Source organism: Anaerococcus provencensis (assembly GCF_000312365.2).
Lineage (GTDB): Bacteria > Bacillota > Clostridia > Tissierellales > Peptoniphilaceae > Anaerococcus > Anaerococcus provencensis.
On the sequence record NZ_HG003685.1, the window covers coordinates 225,611 to 246,487 of the forward strand.

Annotated in this window: 19 protein-coding genes; 14 read left to right on the plus strand and 5 right to left on the minus strand. The window is 34.0% G+C overall.

Translation table 11 applies throughout. From position 1 onward, the window contains the following. Positions 1 to 11: 11 nt before the first annotated feature. Positions 12 to 875 (minus strand): hypothetical protein, encoded by an 864-nt coding sequence (locus BN38_RS01330; RefSeq protein ID WP_044565112.1) that lies wholly within the window; start codon positions 873 to 875, stop codon positions 12 to 14. Between the two features lie 70 nt (positions 876 to 945). Here BN38_RS01330 and BN38_RS01335 point away from each other — a divergent pair, with 70 nt between their 5' ends. Both BN38_RS01335 and BN38_RS01340 read left to right on the plus strand, forming a co-directional pair. Further along, entirely contained in the window at positions 946 to 1,590 is a 645-nt protein-coding gene (locus BN38_RS01335) for a hypothetical protein (RefSeq protein WP_154649906.1), read from the plus strand. A gap of 26 nt (positions 1,591 to 1,616) precedes the next feature. Continuing rightward, positions 1,617 to 2,501, plus strand: a complete 885-nt coding sequence (locus BN38_RS01340) for a CPBP family intramembrane glutamic endopeptidase (protein WP_044565114.1) — start codon at positions 1,617 to 1,619, stop codon at positions 2,499 to 2,501. A 67-nt stretch (positions 2,502 to 2,568) separates the two neighbouring features. On the opposite strand, the gene BN38_RS01345 is transcribed toward BN38_RS01340, so the two are convergent. Then, positions 2,569 to 3,462, minus strand: a complete 894-nt coding sequence (locus tag BN38_RS01345) for a helix-turn-helix domain-containing protein (protein WP_044565115.1) — start codon at positions 3,460 to 3,462, stop codon at positions 2,569 to 2,571. A gap of 424 nt (positions 3,463 to 3,886) precedes the next feature. On the opposite strand from BN38_RS01345, the gene BN38_RS01355 reads away from it, so the two are divergent. The 3 genes from BN38_RS01355 to BN38_RS01365 all read left to right on the plus strand — a co-directional run bounded on the left by BN38_RS01355 (position 3,887) and on the right by BN38_RS01365 (position 6,890). Then, complete coding sequence (locus BN38_RS01355; protein WP_044565117.1) at positions 3,887 to 5,476, plus strand: ATP-binding cassette domain-containing protein; 1,590 nt, start codon at positions 3,887 to 3,889, stop codon at positions 5,474 to 5,476. A 159-nt stretch (positions 5,477 to 5,635) separates the two neighbouring features. Beyond that, complete coding sequence (locus BN38_RS01360; protein ID WP_044565118.1) at positions 5,636 to 5,836, plus strand: hypothetical protein; 201 nt, start codon at positions 5,636 to 5,638, stop codon at positions 5,834 to 5,836. A gap of 79 nt (positions 5,837 to 5,915) precedes the next feature. After that, positions 5,916 to 6,890, plus strand: coding sequence for a CPBP family intramembrane glutamic endopeptidase (locus tag BN38_RS01365; RefSeq protein WP_049944416.1), 975 nt, complete (start codon positions 5,916 to 5,918; stop codon positions 6,888 to 6,890). Positions 6,891 to 6,966: 76 nt separating this feature from the next. Here BN38_RS01365 and uraA read toward each other — a convergent pair whose 3' ends face one another. After that, entirely contained in the window at positions 6,967 to 8,232 is a 1,266-nt protein-coding gene (gene uraA / locus BN38_RS01370) for a uracil permease (protein ID WP_044565119.1), read from the minus strand. Positions 8,233 to 8,368: 136 nt separating this feature from the next. On the opposite strand from uraA, the gene BN38_RS01375 reads away from it, so the two are divergent. Continuing rightward, the gene (locus BN38_RS01375; protein ID WP_044565120.1) at positions 8,369 to 9,598 is read left to right on the plus strand and encodes a dicarboxylate/amino acid:cation symporter; all 1,230 of its coding nucleotides are present in this window, start codon (positions 8,369 to 8,371) and stop codon (positions 9,596 to 9,598) included. A gap of 55 nt (positions 9,599 to 9,653) precedes the next feature. Here the strand turns inward: BN38_RS01375 and BN38_RS01380 are convergent, their stop codons facing one another. Both BN38_RS01380 and BN38_RS01385 read right to left on the minus strand, forming a co-directional pair. Next, positions 9,654 to 10,559, minus strand: a complete 906-nt coding sequence (locus BN38_RS01380; RefSeq protein ID WP_044565121.1) for a lactate/malate family dehydrogenase — start codon at positions 10,557 to 10,559, stop codon at positions 9,654 to 9,656. An 89-nt stretch (positions 10,560 to 10,648) separates the two neighbouring features. Further along, positions 10,649 to 11,920 carry a glucose-6-phosphate isomerase gene (locus tag BN38_RS01385; protein ID WP_044565122.1) on the minus strand — a complete coding sequence of 424 codons (1,272 nt, stop codon included), beginning with the start codon at positions 11,918 to 11,920 and terminating at the stop codon, positions 10,649 to 10,651. Between the two features lie 242 nt (positions 11,921 to 12,162). Between BN38_RS01385 and BN38_RS01390 the strand changes: the two genes are divergently transcribed. The 8 genes from BN38_RS01390 to BN38_RS01425 all read left to right on the plus strand — a co-directional run bounded on the left by BN38_RS01390 (position 12,163) and on the right by BN38_RS01425 (position 20,877). Further along, positions 12,163 to 13,626, plus strand: a complete 1,464-nt coding sequence (locus BN38_RS01390) for a carbohydrate ABC transporter substrate-binding protein (protein ID WP_044565392.1) — start codon at positions 12,163 to 12,165, stop codon at positions 13,624 to 13,626. A 62-nt stretch (positions 13,627 to 13,688) separates the two neighbouring features. Next, positions 13,689 to 14,582, plus strand: coding sequence for a carbohydrate ABC transporter permease (locus BN38_RS01395; protein WP_044565123.1), 894 nt, complete (start codon positions 13,689 to 13,691; stop codon positions 14,580 to 14,582). A gap of 9 nt (positions 14,583 to 14,591) precedes the next feature. Then, positions 14,592 to 15,464 carry a carbohydrate ABC transporter permease gene (locus BN38_RS01400; protein WP_044565124.1) on the plus strand — a complete coding sequence of 291 codons (873 nt, stop codon included), beginning with the start codon at positions 14,592 to 14,594 and terminating at the stop codon, positions 15,462 to 15,464. Then, positions 15,461 to 17,620 carry a 1,3-beta-galactosyl-N-acetylhexosamine phosphorylase gene (gene gnpA, locus BN38_RS01405; RefSeq protein ID WP_044565125.1) on the plus strand — a complete coding sequence of 720 codons (2,160 nt, stop codon included), beginning with the start codon at positions 15,461 to 15,463 and terminating at the stop codon, positions 17,618 to 17,620. Before BN38_RS01400 ends, gnpA begins: the two co-directional genes overlap by 4 nt. A gap of 2 nt (positions 17,621 to 17,622) precedes the next feature. Next, a complete protein-coding gene (locus tag BN38_RS01410) occupies positions 17,623 to 17,802 on the plus strand; it encodes a DUF6903 family protein (RefSeq protein WP_044565126.1) in 180 nt (59 codons plus the stop codon). Positions 17,803 to 17,811: 9 nt separating this feature from the next. Continuing rightward, positions 17,812 to 18,921, plus strand: coding sequence for an ABC transporter ATP-binding protein (locus BN38_RS01415; protein WP_044565127.1), 1,110 nt, complete (start codon positions 17,812 to 17,814; stop codon positions 18,919 to 18,921). Positions 18,922 to 18,931: 10 nt separating this feature from the next. Then, on the plus strand, positions 18,932 to 19,960 hold the full coding sequence (gene galE / locus BN38_RS01420; RefSeq protein WP_044565128.1) for a UDP-glucose 4-epimerase GalE: 1,029 nt from the start codon (positions 18,932 to 18,934) through the stop codon (positions 19,958 to 19,960). Further along, positions 19,957 to 20,877, plus strand: coding sequence for a nucleotidyltransferase family protein (locus BN38_RS01425; protein WP_044565129.1), 921 nt, complete (start codon positions 19,957 to 19,959; stop codon positions 20,875 to 20,877). The genes galE and BN38_RS01425 overlap by 4 nt, the downstream gene beginning before the upstream one ends.

Here is a 20,877-nt window from a genome sequence, read left to right on the forward strand (position 1 = left end):
TATTTGACAAATTAGTGTACGCCCAGGAAAATATAATCCAAAAATTTCACTTTTAGTTTAAATAAAATCTCACCTAGCAAAAAAGTTACTAAGATTGCCATAACTGTTACTATGAGAGGACTTGCATCAACTATGCTTGCCAATAAGATATAGTTTAGTTTGTATGGGTAGATATAGGCAAAGGTCAAATACTTGCCAAAACTCCTTGTACCCACTGGAGAATCACCCTTTAAGATGATATATGTTAGGATGAAGAGAGAGAAATATATGCCCAGGTAGAAATTCTTGGTGTAAACTAAGTATACCTCCCCAACAAATAGGATAATTGCCAAAGGATAGAGGAATTTGTTTATTGATTTGGCTGGATTGATCCTAGTTGCCAAAACATAGAAAGCAAAGTAGACCAAGAGGTCCTTGTAGTAAAAGTCAAAGGGAATGTAGGTAGTATTGTGCATAGCAAGGTAGAGTAAGAGGCCCAAAGCTGCTATAATACTTGTAATATTGGTCCCAAAGACCCTAGATAGGACAAGTTCTATGATAAAAAATACAAAAACTACAAAAATCACATCAAAGAAATTTACAATCAGATACTGGATGTCTGTCAATAGATACTTATCGACTGTAAGTTTAAAGCCCTTGGTGTAAAATATAATGAAAGTTCCATATACTATGAGAGGTAGGGCCATCAATAATACTTTTTTGCTATCAGCAAAGGAAATATTATAGGCCAGATAGGCAATGATATAGCAATTGATGAGCATTGTAAGCACATTTATATTCACTTTTATTTGATTTGCAAAAAATGGCGCAAGATATGATACTAGCAAAAGCAATAGGGCAAGGCCATCTGCAAGCTTGATTTTATATGTATTCATATGATAATGATATCACGATTTTAAAAATTAGGCTATTTCTTATGGTATAATTAAAATTAGCGAGGGATTTATGGCAAGAAATTATAGTGCAAATCGCAGAAGAAGTCACACTCCACCAAGAAGGAGAAGAATGTCTGTATTACCATATATGCTATTGGCAATATTAATACTAGTTATTTTTTCTGCAATTTATTATTTTATAAATTTTAATGTAAATAAGAATGTTGAAAAATTGGAAAAGGCTATCAAGACCTATGATGTCACATATCTGGAGAATAATACAGATCGTTTGCCAATTATCTTGGATGTCCTAAGAAAGTCATACTCTGATGATTCGGTCAAACAAGAAGAATTTTATGATGGCAACTTCTCAAATCTAGACCTTGAAGTAATAGAGGTGACCAACAAGTCAAAGGGCAAAGAGGTAAGGCTCAATGTCAAAAATGTCAACTACATAGATATATATGATAGTGTTGAGGGAGATGAGGATCAAACCGTAGTCCACAACAATTATGTCAAAAAACTCCTTACCCCAAGTAAGGACAGGACTGTCATGGAAGCCAATATATTTTTGGAAAGAACTATCAAAGGCTATAGGGTCTACGAAACTAGAGAATTTATAAACGCAATCCTCGGTGGAGCCCTTGAATACGCTGATGATATACCAAAAGTAGAAGATGCGACAGATAAGGATGATACTAGCAAGGGAAATTAGTTTTTCCTTAAAAGAAAGGAAGTCCCATGCTAAAAGACAACTTTTCTATAGAACAAACTAGAAAGACACTAAAAAAGACCAATCCAGTTTTAACCGTAGTAATTTTATTTTTGCTAATGCAAATACCAGGGGTCATATTCGCACCCCTGTTTTCCTATGTTTTTTTAGGGAATGATAATTCAGATTATTTTCTGCTCTTTAACTTGTTTTTGACCATATTTGTAGCTATACTAGGATATCTATTTGCAAAAAAATACCAAAAGAGAAACAAGGAGAGCCTGGGCCTTGTAAATAATTCCAAGAGTTATATCAAAGGATTATTATTAGGCCTTTTTATGATACTTACAGTAGTTTTGCTATTAAAGATATCAGGATTCGCTACTTTTACCATAAATATCTCCCAAGTATCCTGGCCGATTTTTGTGCTCTTTATCCTAGGCTGGGCCATCCAAGGTTTTGAAGAAGAGTTAATCACAAGGTCAATTTTGATGAATTATTTCGCTGTAAACAATGGAGTGATTGGCGGAATCATAATAAATAGTCTGATTTTTGCCATCTTACACTTGGGTAATCCAGCCTTTGGCATCTTGCCTTTTGTAAATATATTGCTAATAGGAATAGTATTTTCATTGCTATTTTACATATCAGATGACATATTTTTGCCAGCAGCAGCCCACAGCTTTTGGAACTTTGCCCAGGGAAATATCTTTGGCATCGAAGTAAGCGGCATGGATGAAATTAACAACACTCTTTTAAAAACAAAACTAATGGGAAATGACCTTATAAGCGGCGGAGCCTTTGGCTTTGAAGGGTCTATTTTTGTGACTATTGTTGAGATAATAGTGATTTTGCTACTTATCAAAGAAATAAAATATAAAAATTTGTATAAAAAAGAAAAAGAAAATAAATGAAAAATTGGACAATACAGAGTATTACATATGGAGGGTAAACTAAAATAAGTGGACTACTTTTAGTTTATTATTTACTAATATGTATTTTTCGTTGTTTATTCTTGTTAAACCTATTTTCCCAATGTTCTAGTATAGTGTTGTAGACATATTCTCCTTGATTTTTAGCAATTTCTAGAGATTTTTTTATATATTTTTCATATGAAAGATCTAAGTCTTCCAGTATCAAAGCTTTCGTATAAAGCATTACTGGAGAAGTATAGGATTTAGGATTAGAACTAAATGATTTATTTATATATTCCAAAGCCTTATCTTTTACACCCAGTATATAGTAATCAATAGCCATATTATGGAAAACTAGATAATTTATGTTATTGTCAGTAGAATTGGATTCTTCTATAAATTTATATATATTGATCCTATCTTCTGGTCTTTCTAAAATTTGAGCATAGTTCATCAAAACTCTATAATCAATATAATCATAATAATTATTATTAAGATTATCAAAATCAAATTTCCCACCAATATTTAAAGCTTCAAGAATTAATTTTTTCCTAATATAATTATCTTTTTCTTCTATACTTTTTAAGAATAGGATTAGCTTATTAGCCTTAGTTTTGATAACTTTTCTTTTAGACTTTTCTAAGATTTCAGTCAACTTATCAATTTCTTCAGTCACTGCAGATCCATTAATTCTATCTTTTTTATTTATAGAATCTATAATGTTATCAATTTCGTTAGAATCTCCATAGAAAATATCAAAATAACACTCGATAAGGTCAACTTTATATATGTCTGATAAAATATCAAGCTTATCAAAATCATAGGAATCTCTTCCATTCTCCATTCTAGATATGGTATTAATGTTAATATAGCTTGTTTCAGATATGTGTTCCTGACTAAATCCTTTTTTTAATCTAATATCTTTTAAAGTTTTAGCAAATAATAATTTTTTATCATTCATAATTCCAACTCCTAACTTATAATTATATCATATTTATTGATAATAGTGTATATTAAATTTTGATATGGTAAATCCTTAAAGGATTTGATAACATATACTTAATAAAATATGGATATTTTATAGTGGTTGAGAAAACATAATATTTTAGTTTACTAGATATGGGATATAATGAATATGTAATTGATGATTTAAACAAGGAGATAATATTTAATAGAAACTATGATAATTTATCAGACTTTTTCAATTATTTGAAAGATTGTCATATAAAAGAGTGTTCTAATTGTTGGATAAAAGATATTTGTAGCGAATGCCCAGCTTCTTTACTAATTTATAATAAAGATAATCTATTAAAAAAATGTAAGATAAGAAGAAAGCAAAAAGAACATATTATTGTGGATTTAATAAAAAGTGGTGAGATTTATTAATGAAAGAGTACATATTAAAAAATAAGAAGAATTTAATTTTATCAGTAATATTTGGAATTTTTGAAGTATATTTTATATATTTGTTCACAATAAATAGTGCTAAGCTAGTGAATATATTTGTTGGAAAAGAGATTACTAGTCCTAAGGGTATTGTAATAAGAGCTTTAGTTTATGTTATTACAGCTTGTTTTTGTTTTTATATATCTGAAAAAAACTCTAATGCTTTTACAAAAAATATATGCATAGATTTAAGACATGACTATATCGATGGACTCTTTTTATCTAAGACTTCATCATTTTATAGGAAAAATAAGGGTGATTTTTTAGCGGATGTTGACCAAAATGTAGATCAGTTAAGGCTAGATTATTTGTCAACTCTTCCTAATGCACTTACTGGAATAGGAAGAAGTATTGTTTATATAGTTGGATTATATAGGATACATCCGTACATATTATTATCTACTTTGCTTTTTGTTATTTTGCCAGGAATAGTAAGTTCTAAGTTTTCTAAATACATATCAAAACTTCAAGTATCAAGGTCAAATAAATATTCTAAATACATAGATACGCTAAATGAACTATTGGATGGATATCTTCTTATAAAGCAATCAAATAATAAGGAATATTTTTTACATAAATTTGACAAGAATAATTTGGACTTACTTGGAGCAAGAAATAAACTTAATATTACAAATTCAATGTTGTATGAGATATTGTTTGTTCTAAACCTCCTATCTTATTTATTAATAATATACATCGGTAGCATTTTGGTTAAGAATAATTTTATAGAACTTTCAGATTTACTAGCATCTTTAACTTTGGTATCAATTTCAACCAATGCCATGGCAGAGGCCTTTAGGAATTTAGCTCAAATTTTATCTACTAGGAAAATTAAGGATATGGTAATGGAAAATATACAAAGTGAAACTAAGCCCATAAAAATAGAAAAATTTCCTATGCTTGATATAGAAATTAGAGATTTGTCTTTCTCTTATGGAGATAATAAGATATTTAAGAATTTAGATTTAAATATTGAAGAAAATAAATCCTATGCTATAATAGGAAAATCTGGGTCAGGAAAGTCAACACTAGGCAAAATTTTAATGAAAATAAATGATGATTATTTGGGAGAAATTAGTTTTAAAAATGGAGACTTTAAATCTTTTAGAGAAAGTGAAATATATTCATTAATTTATTATATACCACAAAATTCAATTGTATTTATGGACAGTTTGGTAAAAAATATTGCTATGGGAGATAGGGATTTTGATTTAGAAAAAATTGAAGAAATTATAAAAAAAGTTGACCTTAGCTATGTATACCAAAGCAAAAAAGACACCATACTAGAAAATGATAGCTTATCAGGTGGAGAAAAGAAGAAATTAGAGCTGGCCAGAGCTCTTTATAGTAAGGCTCAAGTGATAATATTTGATGAACCTACAAGTGGACTTGACCCTAGAAGCGCCAGTACTATAGAAAAACTTATTAGACAGCTAGATCAGATAACTCGAATAGTAATTACCCATAATCATGATGAAGATTATCTTGAGACTTTTGATAAGGTTGTAAATATTGAAGATTATAAGTAAGCATAAAAAATATGGGTTGTTGCAATTATAAAATTATATTTTTTTTATTCTGCAACATCCATTTTAAGATTTGTTTTATCTTAATATGTAGCTAATATTATTCTCTATTATATGCCCTATTTACAGATAACTTAAGATAATATTGTAGATTTATTCTCTATGAATTTTTGTGATCTTAAGGGATTTTTATATATTTTTCATACAAAAGACCTAAATCCTAAAGCCATGGAAGATGCAGACGAAAAAGTAGCGGTAATAGAATCGAGGGTCTTTGGCTTTGAAGGATCGATTTTTGTGACTCTTGTTGAAATAGTAGTGATTGTTATCTTATTTATAATTATAAAGAGAAGAGATTCATAGGTGGTTTATCCACCTTATTTTTTTGAAATTATTAATGCAATAATGGGTAATTGATTATTAGAAAAAGAAGGAGGGATTTATGCTTCATGATAACTACTCTATAAGAGAAACCAAACGAGTGATGAAAGATCGCAACCCCATAGTTACTGTTCTCTTGCTTTTTGTTTTTATGCAATTGCCTATGTTAATTGTGGGCATTATTGCAGGCCTAATAATTGTTGGCTCTAACCCGACCATGTCAGAAAATCCACAAGCTATAATGACTTATTTAGATACTATAGATGGTGATTATAGATTGCTGGGTATGCTCTTTGCTACTATCTTGGTCAGTATTTCTGTTTATATTTTTGCAAAGAAATACCAAAAAAGAAACAAAGAGTCCCTAGGGTTGACTAATGCAAATAAATTCAAGAATTATCTTAAGGGACTATTGATAGGCCTAGGGATGATTGGAGTCGTTGTTCTTATATTAAAAATAATGGGACTAGTTGAAATCAATTCGAATATAGCCAATGTTTCACCCGTGTTTTATATACTTATAATAATCGGCTGGATTTTCCAAGGTTTTGAAGAAGAACTTGTCACAAGATCTATCTTGATGAATTATTTTGCAGCAAAATATAGACCTTTAGTTGGTATTATAGCAAATTCTTTGATATTTTCTTTGCTACACTTGGCTAATGATTCATTTAGCATCTTGCCTGCTATTAATATTTTTATAGTTGGTGTCCTATTTTCCCTATTATTCTATGTGTCAGATGACATAATGCTTTCTGCTTCTGCCCATAGTTTTTGGAATTTTGCCCAAGGCAATATTTTTGGTATTTCAGTAAGTGGCATGACCAATAGCAAAAATACTATTTTCATCTCTAAGTTATTAGGAAATCCAAGTTTAACTGGTGGAGCATTTGGCATTGAAGGAGGCTTGGCAACTACGATAGTTTTGACTATAGTAACTATCTATCTAATCAAAAAATCCAAAGAGAAGTCATTAGTCTACAGCAGATATTACAAGCAGAATCAAGAAGAAAATTCTTCAGAAATAATAAAATAGACAAAATAATTTATAAAAAATCGAATATATCAAAAACAAAAAGGAGTCTTGTTTTTTACAAGAACTCCTTATTTTTTTATTCCAAGTTTGATAGACCAGATTTTTTGATTAAGTGAATCATTAGTGAAAGTATTACAGCTATTACTGATGATAAAACCATGCCTGATAGCTCTATTGATCCAAATTGGATGGTTAAGCCAGAAAGGCCTGCTATAAATATCACGCTGGTTAAGATTAGATTGTCAGATTTAGAATAGTCGACTTTTTGGTCTACCAATAATCTAATGCCACTTGTACCAATCATTCCATAAAGCAAGAAAGTTACTCCACCTATGACATTGCCAGGAATGGTTGATATTAGTGCAGAAAGAGGTCCTATGAAGGCCATAAGTATTGATATAATCGCAGCTCCTCCAATGACTTTCACTGAATAAACTCCGGTGATTGCCATAACTCCTATGTTTTCCCCATAAGTTGTTGTAGGAACTCCACCTATTAGCCCAGAGATGGTAGTTGAAAAGTTATCTGCAAATATTGACCTATGAAGACCAGGATCCTTAATCAAATCTTGGCCAATGATGTTGCTTGTTACAACTTGGTGGCTGATATGCTCTGCTGCAATAACCAATAAGACTGGCAGCATGGCAAATATGGCCTCAGGAGAGAATTTTGCTAGCTGGAAAGTTGGGATAGTAAAAATTTGTGCTTCTCTAACTGGTGTAAGGTCAACTTGGCCATTGAAATAGGCTACTATGTAGCCGACAATAATTGCAATCAATATTGGTATAGTTGACAAGAATCCCTTAAACATAATAGATCCAAGTATAGCAGTAAGAAGAGTTACCAAAAACACAAGCCAATCGGTCGCTGCTACTGTATCAGTCATAATATTTGCTCCAATTGATCCACCAGAAATTGTATTTCCGGCAAGTTCAAAACCAATTAGTGCAACGACAGCACCCATGGCAGCTGGTGGCAAAACTATATCAATCCAATCAGTCCCCTTTTTGTAGATTATATAGGAAAGCAAACAGCCGAGAAGTCCTACAGCTACAAAGGCGCCCTGAGCGTATTCAAAACCCTGGGAATTGATAATGGCAATTCCTGGTGCAAGAAAAGCGAAAGAAGACCCTAGGTAGGCAGGAGCTTTTCCCTTAGTAATCAATATAAATAATAGCGTTCCGATTCCATTCATCAAAAGTACAATCCCAGGATTAATCCCAAATAATATTGGAACCAAAACTGATGCTCCAAACATAGCAAAGGTATGTTGGAGAGCAAGAGGGACTAGTAATTTTGCTGGTACATCCTCATTTACCTTATAAATTTTTTTCTTTTGCATATGACCTCCATATTTTATCTCAAATCTTCGATATTTTATAACAGCAGGGAAAATTTGTCAAATTTTTTTAAAAACTTTACAAAGTAAAAATTTGCGATAAAATACTAATAATTTAATAGGAAAGGAAAGATGAACTATGACAGAAAAAAAACAAGGCAAGAAAAATTCTCTTGCAAGAAACATCTTTATTGCACTGGTATTATCCATTATCGTGGGCTTGCTAATGCAAAGTCAGGCTGAATTTTTATCTACATATATTAAGCCATTTGGAGATATTTTTCTTAAGCTACTCAAATTTATTGTTACTCCTATTGTTTTGTTTTCTATTATCGGCGGAATAATTTCCATGAAAGACATCAAGAAGGTTGGTGAAGTTGGTGGATTTACAGTTATTTACTATTTCTTAACCACAGCTTGTGCCATTGTTATCGGTCTAAGCTTGGCAAATATTTTTAAGAAATTTTTCCCGGTTATTTCAACTAGTGATTTAACTTTTGAAATGACAAATGAAGTTTCAATCATGGACACAATAGTAAATATTTTCCCAAGTAACTTCATAGCACCTATGGTTGAAAACAATATGTTACAAATCATAGTGATGAGTTTGATTATTGGATTTTCAATACTTATGTTGGAAAAAACCAAACAAGAAAAAGCTATTGAGACTATAGAAATCCTTAACGATATCTTTATGAAGGCTATGGGACTAATCCTAAGACTTTCACCAATTGGTGTATTTTGCTTGCTAGCACCAGTTATAGCAGAAAATGGTCCAGTAATTATAGGATCTCTTGCATCAGTACTTCTAGTAGCCTACCTTGCTTATGTACTTCACGCTTTGATAGTATATTCATTTACCATCAAAACCTTGGGTGGCCTAAGTCCAATTGAATTTTTCAAGGGCATGTCTTCAGCCATGATATTTGCTTTTTCATCAGCATCATCAATGGGAACTTTGCCAATAAATATGAAATGCTGCGAAGAACTTGGAGCAGACCATGATGTGACAGCCTTTGTACTTCCACTTGGTGCAACAATAAATATGGACGGAACAGCCATATATCAAGGTGTTTGTGCAGTATTTATAGCAGCTTGCTATGGCATAGATTTAACACTTGGCCAGATGATTACAATTGTAATCACTTCAACACTCGCATCAATAGGTACAGCAGGAGTTCCAGGATCAGGAATGATTATGCTTGCCATGGTTTTACAATCAGTTGGCCTTCCAGTAGAAGGAATTGCCCTAGTAGCAGGAGTTGATAGAATATTTGATATGGGTAGAACAGTACTAAACATCACAGGAGATGCATCAGCAGCTATCATCAACTCAAATAGACTAAGAAAAAAGGGTAAAATTGCATAAAAAAAGAATCCACAATGGGATTCTATTATCGGGGCTTTTGCAAGTGCAAGGGCCCTTATTTTATTGGAGCAGTTTCCTTTATTGTTTTTACTGAATGTTCCCATTTAGCTTTTTCTTTTTCATCTAGTTTTAGGTGGAAATCGCGGATTACTCCATTTCTTCCAACTACGGCAGGGTGTCCTATGTAGCAACCATCAACTGGTGAATATGAAGAAACTGCAAGTATTGTTTTGGCATCTTTAAATATTGTCTCTACTACTATTGCTGTAGCATTTGCTATACCGTAAGATGTGTATCCCTTAGCCTTGATTGTCTCAAAAGCTTTCATTCTGGTTGATTCTTCTATATCTTCAATAGTCTTTTGGTCCAAAAGATTTGTTATTGGTTCATTTGCTATATAAACATTTGACCAAGCTACAAATTGGCTGTTGCCATGTTCGCCTATGACATAACCGTCTATGGAATTTGGGTCTAGGTCTACAAATTTTGCTACAGCATTTTTCATCCTTGCTGTATCAAGGATTGTTCCTGTTCCTATGACTCTCTCGCGAGGGATCTCGGTTAGTTTTTGCATATATTCTGCTATTACATCACAAGGATTTGTGATAGATACTATAATTCCATCAAATTTTGATTTTTTAATTACAGGCGCCCACTCTTCTACGCAAGTTTTGGTATATTTGAATTCTTCTAAGCGGTCAGAATGTTTTTGCAAGATGCTAATATCACCAGGTGCAAAAATTATAATATCACTATCATCTAGGTCGCTTGGTTTTCCTGCTATTAAATTTACATTTCCATCGCGTTTGACCATGCCATCAGATAAGTCGTTTACTTCTGCTTGAGCGAGTCCTTCTTTTTTGTCAAATAGGGCAAGGCTATCGCAAAGTTGTCTTTCTATCAAAGTATAGGCAACTGTCGCCCCAACATTTCCTAAGCCAATTAGAGAAATTTTTTTCATTATCCACCTCTTATTAATTTATTCAATACTAAGTGAAAAAAAGAGCCGTAACGCCAGGCTCTTTTTAGTGCACTCTTACTAATTATATTTTAATATCCTGGTTTGCCAAGTAATTTAAACATTTGTGCCTTATATTCTTCTACTCCTGGTTGGTTAAATGGATTAACTCCAAGCATATAGCCTGAAACACCAACTGCTATTTCAAAGAAATAATATAGCTTGCCTATGGATTTGGCGCTAACTTCATCTAGGATTATACGAATATTTGGTACATTTCCGCCTACATGGGCAATTGTAGTACCTTCCATGGCTTGTTTGTTGACATAATTCATTGTTTTGCCAGCTAAGAAGTTTAGTCCATCTAGGTTGTCTGCTGTTTCTTTGATTTTTATATCTTTTTTGGCGTTTTCAATTTCAATTACAGTTTCAAATAGGTTTCTCTTACCATCTTGGATCATTTGTCCAAGTGAGTGGAGGTCTGTGGAGTTATTTACAGATACTGGGAAGATTCCCTTGCCATCTTTACCTTCAGATTCTCCGAATAATTGTTTCCACCATTCTGCAATATACTGTAATTTTGGTTCGTAGTTTACAAAGACTTCTATATCTTTGCCATCTTCATATAACATATTTCTAACAGCTGCATACTTGATAGCTTCATTTTCAAAATCTTCTTTTGTATAAACTTCGCGTCCTTCTGCAAAGCCTGCCATAAATTCGTCTATATCTATGCCACAAGCTGCAAGTGGTAATAATCCTACTGCTGAGATTACAGAAAAACGACCGCCTATATCATCTGGCACTACAAAAGTTTGGTAGCCTTCAGAACTTGCTAAGTCTTTCAATGCTCCCTTTTCCTTATCTGTTGTAGCATAAATTCTGCCCTTAGCCTCTTCTTTGCCATATTTTTCCTCAAGAGCTTCTTTTAAGAACCTAAAAGCAATAGCAGGTTCTGTTGTTGTACCTGATTTTGAAATAACATTTACAGAAAAGTCCTTATCTTTTAGGTAATCAAGCAAATCAGCCATGTATTCGCCAGAAATATTGTTGCCAGCGTAGATGATTTTAAACTTTCTATCAGAGTTAAAATACCTATCCAAGGCAAATTCAGTAGCCTTGATACCTAGGTAGGAACCACCAATACCAACAGAAACCAAAACTTGGCTGTCATCTTGGATTTTTGCTGCTGCTTTTTTGATTCTCTCAAATTCTTCTTTGTCATAATTGATTGGTCTATCAATCCATCCCAAAAAGTCATTGCCTTCACCTGATCCATCCATAAGAGTCTTAAAGGCATCCATGGCTTTTTCTTCATAATTGTTGATATTTTTTGAGTCAACATTTGTAAAATCTAATCTCATCATAGCCTCCTTCATAACTACTTATTTTATACCCAAACTTTGGTAAATAGCTAGTTATAGGGGAAAGTTTTGGAGAAAATGTTATCTTTTAATTTAACAAATGACCCTTAATGGACATAGAATCTTTGAAATCAGCAAAAGAAAACCACTTTCAGAATGTGAAAAGGTTTCACTTATTAATTGACAAAAGACTGGTTGTTTTCTATAATAAGCTTACGACATACTATATTAAGGAGGAAGGTATGAAAAATATTAAGATGACACTGCTTGCTGTAATAGCAGCATTTACATTTGCGGCTTGTGGAAATAATTCCACAGATACAAAGCCAGAAGGTACAAAAACTGAAGATCAAGCAGCTACAGAAACTACTGATGATGCTAACGAAGATCAAGAAGCTACAGATGAAGAAAAATCTGAAGATACAAGCGAAAAGGCTACAGGAGATAAAGATTTTGCAGGCAAAACCTTGACACTTGCTGGTCTTGACGGAGGTTATGGTACAGCTGGTTGGGAAAAAGTTATAGCTAACTTTGAAGAGATGACTGGTGCAAAAGTAGAATATAGATTTGAGAAAAACATCTACGATACAATCAGACCAGAAATCCAAGCAGGTAACGCTCCTGACGTAATTTATAACTCACTTGGCCAACAAACAGCTTTAACAGAAACTATGCTTAAAGAAGACATGGTAATGGAAATTACAGATTTATTGGATAAGACTGTTCCTGGGGAAGACCTTGCTGTTAAAGATAAAATTGGTGAAGGTTTTGTAAACAACTCTATTACAAATCCAAATGGTGATGACAAAATGTATCTTGCTCCAATATTCTATGCTCCAACAGGACTTTGGTATAACAAAGCTCTATTTACAGAAAGTGGCGGAGAATATGAGCTTCCAGAAACAATGGAAGATTTCTTAGCTTTAGGAGAAAAAGCAAAAGAAGATGGAACAAGCCTTTTTACTTACCCAATTTCAGGCTATCTTGACACATTTACCTTTGCCTTAATGTATGAAATCGGAGGTCAAGAATTATTTGACAAATTAACAAATTATGATGTTGAAGCTTGGAAAAACGAGGCAACACCATTATTTGAGACAGTTGGCAAGATCGTAGACAAAGATAATCTAAACCCAAACACAGTAGCTCAAGCTAACAAAGAAGGATTTACTCAAAACCAACTTTCAGTAATGAAAAATGAATCATTATTTATGCCAAATGGTACATGGGTAGTTGAAGAGATGGAAGATGCAGAAGGTGTAGCAGACGGATTTGAATGGGGATTCATGCCACTACCATCTATAGATGGATCTGACAGATATGCATTCTCTTGGATTGAACAAATCTTTGTATCAAAAGATGCAAAAGAACCAGAACTTGCTAAAGAATTCTTAGCTTACCTATATTCTGATGAAGCAACAAAAGCATTTATCGAAAACGGTGGCGCAGTACAACCTATCAAAGATGTTGAAAGCTTGATTACAGATGAAAATCAAAAATTATTCTATTCAATCTATGCTAATGGTGCAAAACCAGCAGTAGGAGGATGGGCAGCTGCTCCAGCAGTTGAAGGTGTAGATCTAAAGGCAATCTTCCTAAACTCTGTTGACTCAGTGGCAAATGGAGATATGACTATTGAAGAATGGCAAAACAGCGTTGTAGATGCTGTCCAAAGAATATCAGATGCTATTGAAGCTAGCAAATAATTTTTTAATAAGAAAAAATAGAGGGTGGCGTTAGCTACCCTTTTTATGCCTTAGGAGTTATTATGAAAAACAGCAAACAAAAGAGAAAGTTTATACTTTTAGGACTAATACCAGCTTTCTTCCTATATATAGTCTTTATAGTTTATCCAACTCTAAATGTTTTTAAGGAAAGTTTATATAAAACTGGTGGCCTCTCCGGTAAAAAAGAATTTGTTGGATTGAGCAATTTCAAAATTTTAATTAAAGATCCAAACTTTATAAGATCTTTTCAGAATACGATTTTCCTCATAGTAGTAGTTACAATAGTGACTATGTTTATGGCAATTGTTTTCGCTTCTATACTATCTAGAGAGAAATTCAAGGGACAAAATTTCTTTAGAGTTATATTTTATATTCCAAATATCCTATCTATCGCCGTTGTAGCATCAATCTTTGCTGCGATTTACGGAATGGATCAAGGACTTATCAATGGTTTTATGCAGTTGGTAAAATCTGGCAACCATACTAATACTCCATTTTTGGGGGATAGGTTATATGTGGTCTACTCTATAGCAGGCGCTATAATTTGGCAGGCTATTGGATATTATATGGTAATGTATATGTCAACTATGAGCCAAATCCCAGAGCACTTATACGAAGCTGCCAAGATAGATGGAGCAGGTAGGATCAAACAGTTTTTTGATATAACTCTTCCACTTAGTTGGCAGACAGTTAGAACCACTCTTACCTTTTATGTTATTAGCAATATTAACATTGCCTTTCAAATTATAAAAGCTTTGACAGGCGGTGGACCAAACGGCGCAAGCCTTACACTATTAAACTATCAATTTGAACAAGCTTACACTAACTCAGCCTATGGTTATGGTCTTGCAATTGGTGTAGTTGTATTCTTGTTTTCATTTTTGCTTACAGCTATTATTAGCCGTATTACAAAAAGAGATATTATGCAGTACTAGGAGGATATAATGCGCGAACAATCAAAATTATTTAAGGTATTTATATATCTTTGCCTAATACTCCTAGCTCTATCAATAATTATCCCGGTGGTCTGGGTTTTCATGGCATCTATTAAATCAAACCCAGAGTTTTATGGGAACCCTTGGGCCTTGCCAAAAGGAGTATATTTAGAAAACTTTGTTGAAGCTTGGCAAGCAGCTAATATGGGTGATTACTTCCTAAATTCTGTTATAGTTACAAGTCTTGCTCTAATATTGTTGCTTCTTATAGCAACACCTTGTGCCTATATTTTGGCCAGGATGGATTTTAAGGGTAAAAAATTTCTAACTACACTTATGAAAGCGGGACTTTTTGTAAACCTATCTTATATAGTAATACCAATATTTTTAATGCTCAGAAATTGGAACACAGGACTATCTGGGACATTTATACCAAGTGGATTTTTCCTAAACAACAGATTTATTCTTGCTTTGATTTATGCAGCAAATGCCATACCATTTACAGTTTACCTACTATCAAACTTCTTCAGCTCCATTAGCAAATCATATGAAGAAGCAGCCTATATTGATGGAGCAACTTATCACAGAACTATGGTGGACATTATGATTCCAATGGCAAAGCCTGCAGTTATAACAGTTATTTTGTTTAATTTTTTAAGTTTTTGGAATGAGTATATACTCGCTCTAACCTTGATGACAGACCCTAACAAAAGGACCTTGCCAGTTGGACTAATAAACCTCCAACAAGCAGCTCGTGGAGCAGCTAATTATGGTAGACTTTATGCAGGTCTTGTTATTGTAATGATACCAACACTAATTATATATATATTAGTTCAAAAACAACTTACCGAAGGAATGATGGTAGGAGGAGACAAAGGATGACAGATAAAAAAAGAGGAAGACTTACACTACCTAGTGAAGAAAACTTCTTTGATGAAACTAATGAACTTCTACAAAGGCTTGGGGCAGATGCATTAAGAGATTCTGATGGTACCAAATTGCCAGATGAAATCAAAGACTTAGATGCGGAAATTTACACAACATATTTTGTAGCCCGTGACCTAAATGACTTTGCAAATGCCAACTTAGATGAAGTAACCAGATTTTATCTAACAAGTAAATTTATAACTGCAACAGAAAATAAATCTACAATTGACCTATTAGATGGCTATTATAAGGAACAAATTGATGTTGACTCAACACACGATCCAAAAAAATGGTGGGAAGTTGTAAATAGAACAACAGGTCAAGTAGTAGAGACTGATAAGTGGGAATATGATAGTGATAGTAAGTCAGTAAGAATAATAACAGATCCATTTAATGTCTACTCAGTATCATTTTTAGCACTTGGTATTTGGGATCCAACTCAAATGTATAACCACATAACAAATGATTGGGGAGATTCGGTTGCCCACCACATTCCAGTTGATGCTAGATATGATGATACTTTTAAATACATGAAAGATAGTCTAGAAAAATGGCTGGAAGATAATCCAAAAACAGATGTAGTAAGATTTACAACATTTTTCTACCACTTTACCCTAGTTTTTAATGATAAGGCTAAGGAAAAATACGTAGACTGGTTTGGATATTCAAATACAGTAAGTCCAAAAGCTATAGAAGAATTTGAAAAAGAATATGGATACAGACTACGCCCAGAAGTTTTTGTTGATGAAGGATACTATAATTCAACTTTTAGAATACCATCAAAAGAGTTCCTAGATTATATGGAATTCCAACAAAAATTCGTAAGTCAAAGAGCAAAAGAAATTGTTGATTTAGTTCACTCCCATGGCAAAAAAGCAATAATGTTTTTAGGTGATAACTGGATTGGAACAGAGCCTTATGGAAAATACTTCAAATATATTGGCCTAGATGGAGTTGTTGGATCAGTAGGAGATGGACTAACGCTTAGACTTATATCAAATATTGATACTCCAATGACAGAAGGAAGATTCTTGCCATACTTCTTCCCAGATACCTTCTATGAAGGAAATGACCCAACTATTGAAGCTGTTGATAACTGGACTAAGGCAAGACGTGCTTTGATTAGAAAACCACTTGATAGGATAGGATATGGTGGATACTTATCGCTAGCTTATAAATTCCCGGACTTTATCGACTACATGGAAGAATTGGTAAATGAATACCGCGGCCTTTATGATATAGTAAGTCAAAGCAAACCATACGCATCTGCAAAAGTTGCTATCCTAAACTCTTGGGGATCGCTCAGGACTTGGGGGGCATATATAGTAGCTCACGGTCTATGGTCAAAACTATCATATTCATACATGGGTATTTTGGAATCTCTGTCTGGGATGGATATGGATGTCAAATTTATCTCATTTGAAGACGTAAAAGAGGGCATAGATTCAGATATTGATGTAATAATAAATGCTGGTGACGCTTACACTGCATTTTCTGGTGGAGAAAACTTCCTAGACCCACAAGTAGTGGCAAATATTAGAGAGTTTGTCTACAATGGTGGAGGATTTATAGGTGTTGGTGAACCAAGCGCCTACCAGGCAAATGGGAGATTCTTCCAACTTGCAGACATACTAGGTGTAGATGTTGAAAAAGGTTTCTCTCAAGGTCACAAAAAATATTTCACAGATCTTACAGAAAGTCACTTTATAACTGAAGATGTAAAATCTAACCTAGAACTTGGTGAAATCAAGGCAAATGTTTATGCCATCAGTGAAGATACAGACATTCTAGCCTTTAATAACCACGAAGTTTACATGGCAGCTAATGAATACGGCAAAGGAAGAAGTTTTTATGTAGTAGGCTTGCCATATTCATTCCAAAATACTAGAATTTTAAAAAGGGCAATTCACTATGTAGCTCACAAAGAAGATTCTCTAAAGAAATATTACGCGGAGGATGATCGACTTGAAGTTGCAGCATTTGAAGACATAGGAAAATATTGCCTAATCAACAATTCACTTGAAGATGTGAGGTCAAAAGTTTACGATAAAGATGGAAATGAAAGAGAAATAAGTATTAAAGCAGGACAACTTATTTGGATTGAGGATTAGCAATGGATTATTATAAAAAAGAAAAGATTAATAACTGTATACTTTTTGTTATATTTGTAGTTGGAATTATCTTGCAATTTGTCGGACATTCTAGGGTGGGATATCCTGCTCTTGGCCTACAATTCATTTCCCTTTTTATGCTACTTTTAGTACTTTTCATCTACAACAAAAGTCATCAGTAAGGAGTCGCAATGGCAGGATTAACTTTTAAACATATTTACAAAATATATGACGGCAATGTCACAGCTGTCGAAGATTTCAATCTGGAAATCAAGGACGAAGAATTTATAGTATTTGTAGGCCCATCTGGTTGTGGTAAATCTACAACCCTTAGAATGGTAGCAGGCCTTGAGGATATATCAAAAGGTGAGCTATATATTGGCGATAAACTAGTAAATAATATCGAACCAAAAGATAGGGATATTGCTATGGTTTTCCAAAACTATGCCCTGTATCCACAAATGACTGTTAGGGAAAATATGTCCTATGCCCTAAAGATAGCCAAAGTTCCAAAAGACCACATAGACCAAAAGGTGAATCAAGTAGCAGCTGTTTTGGGACTTGAAGAATACCTAGACCGTAAACCAGCAGCCCTATCAGGCGGTCAAAGACAAAGAGTTGCTCTTGGACGTGCTATAGTCCGTGACCCACAAGTCTTCCTCATGGATGAGCCATTATCAAACCTTGATGCTAAGCTTCGTGTACAAACAAGGGCGGAAATAACAAGACTTCACGAACAGCTTGATACTACCTTCATCTACGTTACCCACGACCAAACAGAAGCTATGACCATGGCTGACAGGATCGTAATTATGAATGATGGTAAAATACAACAAGTTGATACACCAGAAAATGTATATCAACACCCAAAAAATCTATTTGTAGCAAGCTTTATAGGTTCTCCACAAATGAATCTAATATCAGCTACAATTTCTGAAGAGACTGATGGATTTTATGCAAATACAGAAGCTTACAAGTTTAAAATCTCATATGATAAGGGTAAGGCACTAAAAGAAAAAGATTGGATAGGCAAAGAACTAATGCTTGGTATTAGACCAGAGCATATCTACGATTCTTATAGAAAAACAGATTCTATAATCCAAGCTGAAGTTACTTTCCTTGAGCTGCTAGGTTCATCTCAATTTGTATATATGAACGTTGGAGCTGACCAAATGCTTGCCACCTTAAATATGGACACCCAAGTTCATAAGGGAGATAAAATCGAGCTTTACCTAGATAAAGATAAGATGAATTTCTTTGATATTAAAAGCCAAGAAAATATACTTTTTGACTTAAACTGAAAGGACTTATATGACACGAGTATTATTGACAGGTGGGGCAGGCTACATTGGTAGCCACACGGCTGTAGAACTTTTAGAAAGTGGATATGATGTTGTAGTCTATGATAATCTTGTAAACTCATCGAAGATTGCTCTTGATAGGGTTGAAGAGATTACTGGTAAAAAACTTACTTTTTATGAGGCTGATATTCTAGATACAGAATTTCTAAAAGAAGTTTTGGGTAAAGAAAAAATTGATGTAGTTATCCACTTTGCAGCGCTTAAAGCTGTTGGCGAATCAGTCAAAAAACCACTCAAATATTATCACAACAACCTAACAGGCACCCTAAGCCTACTTGAAGCTATGGAAGAAGTTGGAGTCAAGAACATTATCTTCTCATCATCAGCTACAGTTTATGGCGATCCAGAGACCACACCAATTACTGAAGACTTTCCAAAAGGCACTTGTACAAATCCATACGGCTGGTCCAAGTCCTTTATGGAACAAATTATGACTGACCTAAATACGGCAGATCCAGACTTTAAAGTAGTTTTGCTAAGATACTTTAACCCTATAGGGGCTCACAAATCTGGGCTTATTGGAGAAGACCCACAAGGAATTCCAAACAACCTTTTGCCATATATATCACAAGTTGCAGTTGGCAAACTACCACACTTACATGTTTACGGTGATGACTATGACACCCACGATGGGACTGGAGTCAGGGACTATATCCACGTAGTAGATTTGGCCAAGGGCCATGTACTGGCAGTCGACAAGATAGATGAGCTTGGCGGAGTAAGTATTTTCAATCTTGCTACAGGTAATGGTTACTCAGTTTTAGATGTTCTCCACGCTTTTGAAAAAGCATGTGGCAAAGAAATTCCATACCAAATTGAGGCCAGAAGAGAGGGCGATATAGATAAGTCTTATGCAGATGCGACCAAGGCCAAGGAAGTACTAGGATGGGTTGCAGCAAATGGTATAGATCAAATGTGCCAAGATGCATGGAAGTGGCAAAAAATGAATCCAAATGGATACGAAGCGGAGGAGAAATGAAGACAACATTAGTAGTATTAGCAGCAGGAATTGGCAGCAGATATGGCGCAGGCATCAAGCAACTGGCAAAAATGGATAATAATGGCTATACAATCATTGATTATTCTATATTTGATGCCAAAGAAGCTGGCTTTGACAAGGTTGTATTTATCATAAGAGATGAAATAGAAAAAGACTTTAAGGAAATAATTGGAGATAGGATTTCTGATATTATGGAAGTTGAATATGCTTATCAAAGGCCAGAACTTCCAGGTGGATTCAAAAATCCAGAAGGTAGAACCAAGCCATGGGGTACAGTTCAAGCCTTAATTCCTACCAGAGAATTTGTCAATGAACCATTTTTAGTAATCAATGCTGACGATTATTATGGCAAGAAAGTTTTCAAAGACTTGCATGACTTCCTAGTAGATCCAGCAAATGCTGACAAAGATAAATTGCAAATAGCCATGGCAGGCTACAAGCTAAAAAACACTCTATCAGACAATGGAACAGTAACCCGTGGAGTTTCTGTAGGAGATGAGAACAATAAACTAGTAAAAATCCTAGAAACCCATGAAATAAAACTAGAAGAAGATGGTTCTCTTTCAAGCAAGGAAAATCTCGATTCTGACTTACTTAACCTAGAAAGTCTAGTTTCAATGAATATGTGGGCAAGTTACCCAGAATTTATCGACCTATGTGAAGAATACTTTGAGAAATATCTAGAAAGAAATAAAGACAATCTAGATAAAGCAGAATATGTCTTGCCAGAAATGATAGGTGAATTCATAAAAGAACACAAGGCAGAGATCACAATCCTTCCAACCAATGACAAGTGGATAGGTATAACCTACAAAGAAGACTTAGAGCCAGCCCAAGAAGCCTTCAAAGAAATGTTTGCAAATGGGGAATACCCAACAGATATTTGGTCAAAATAA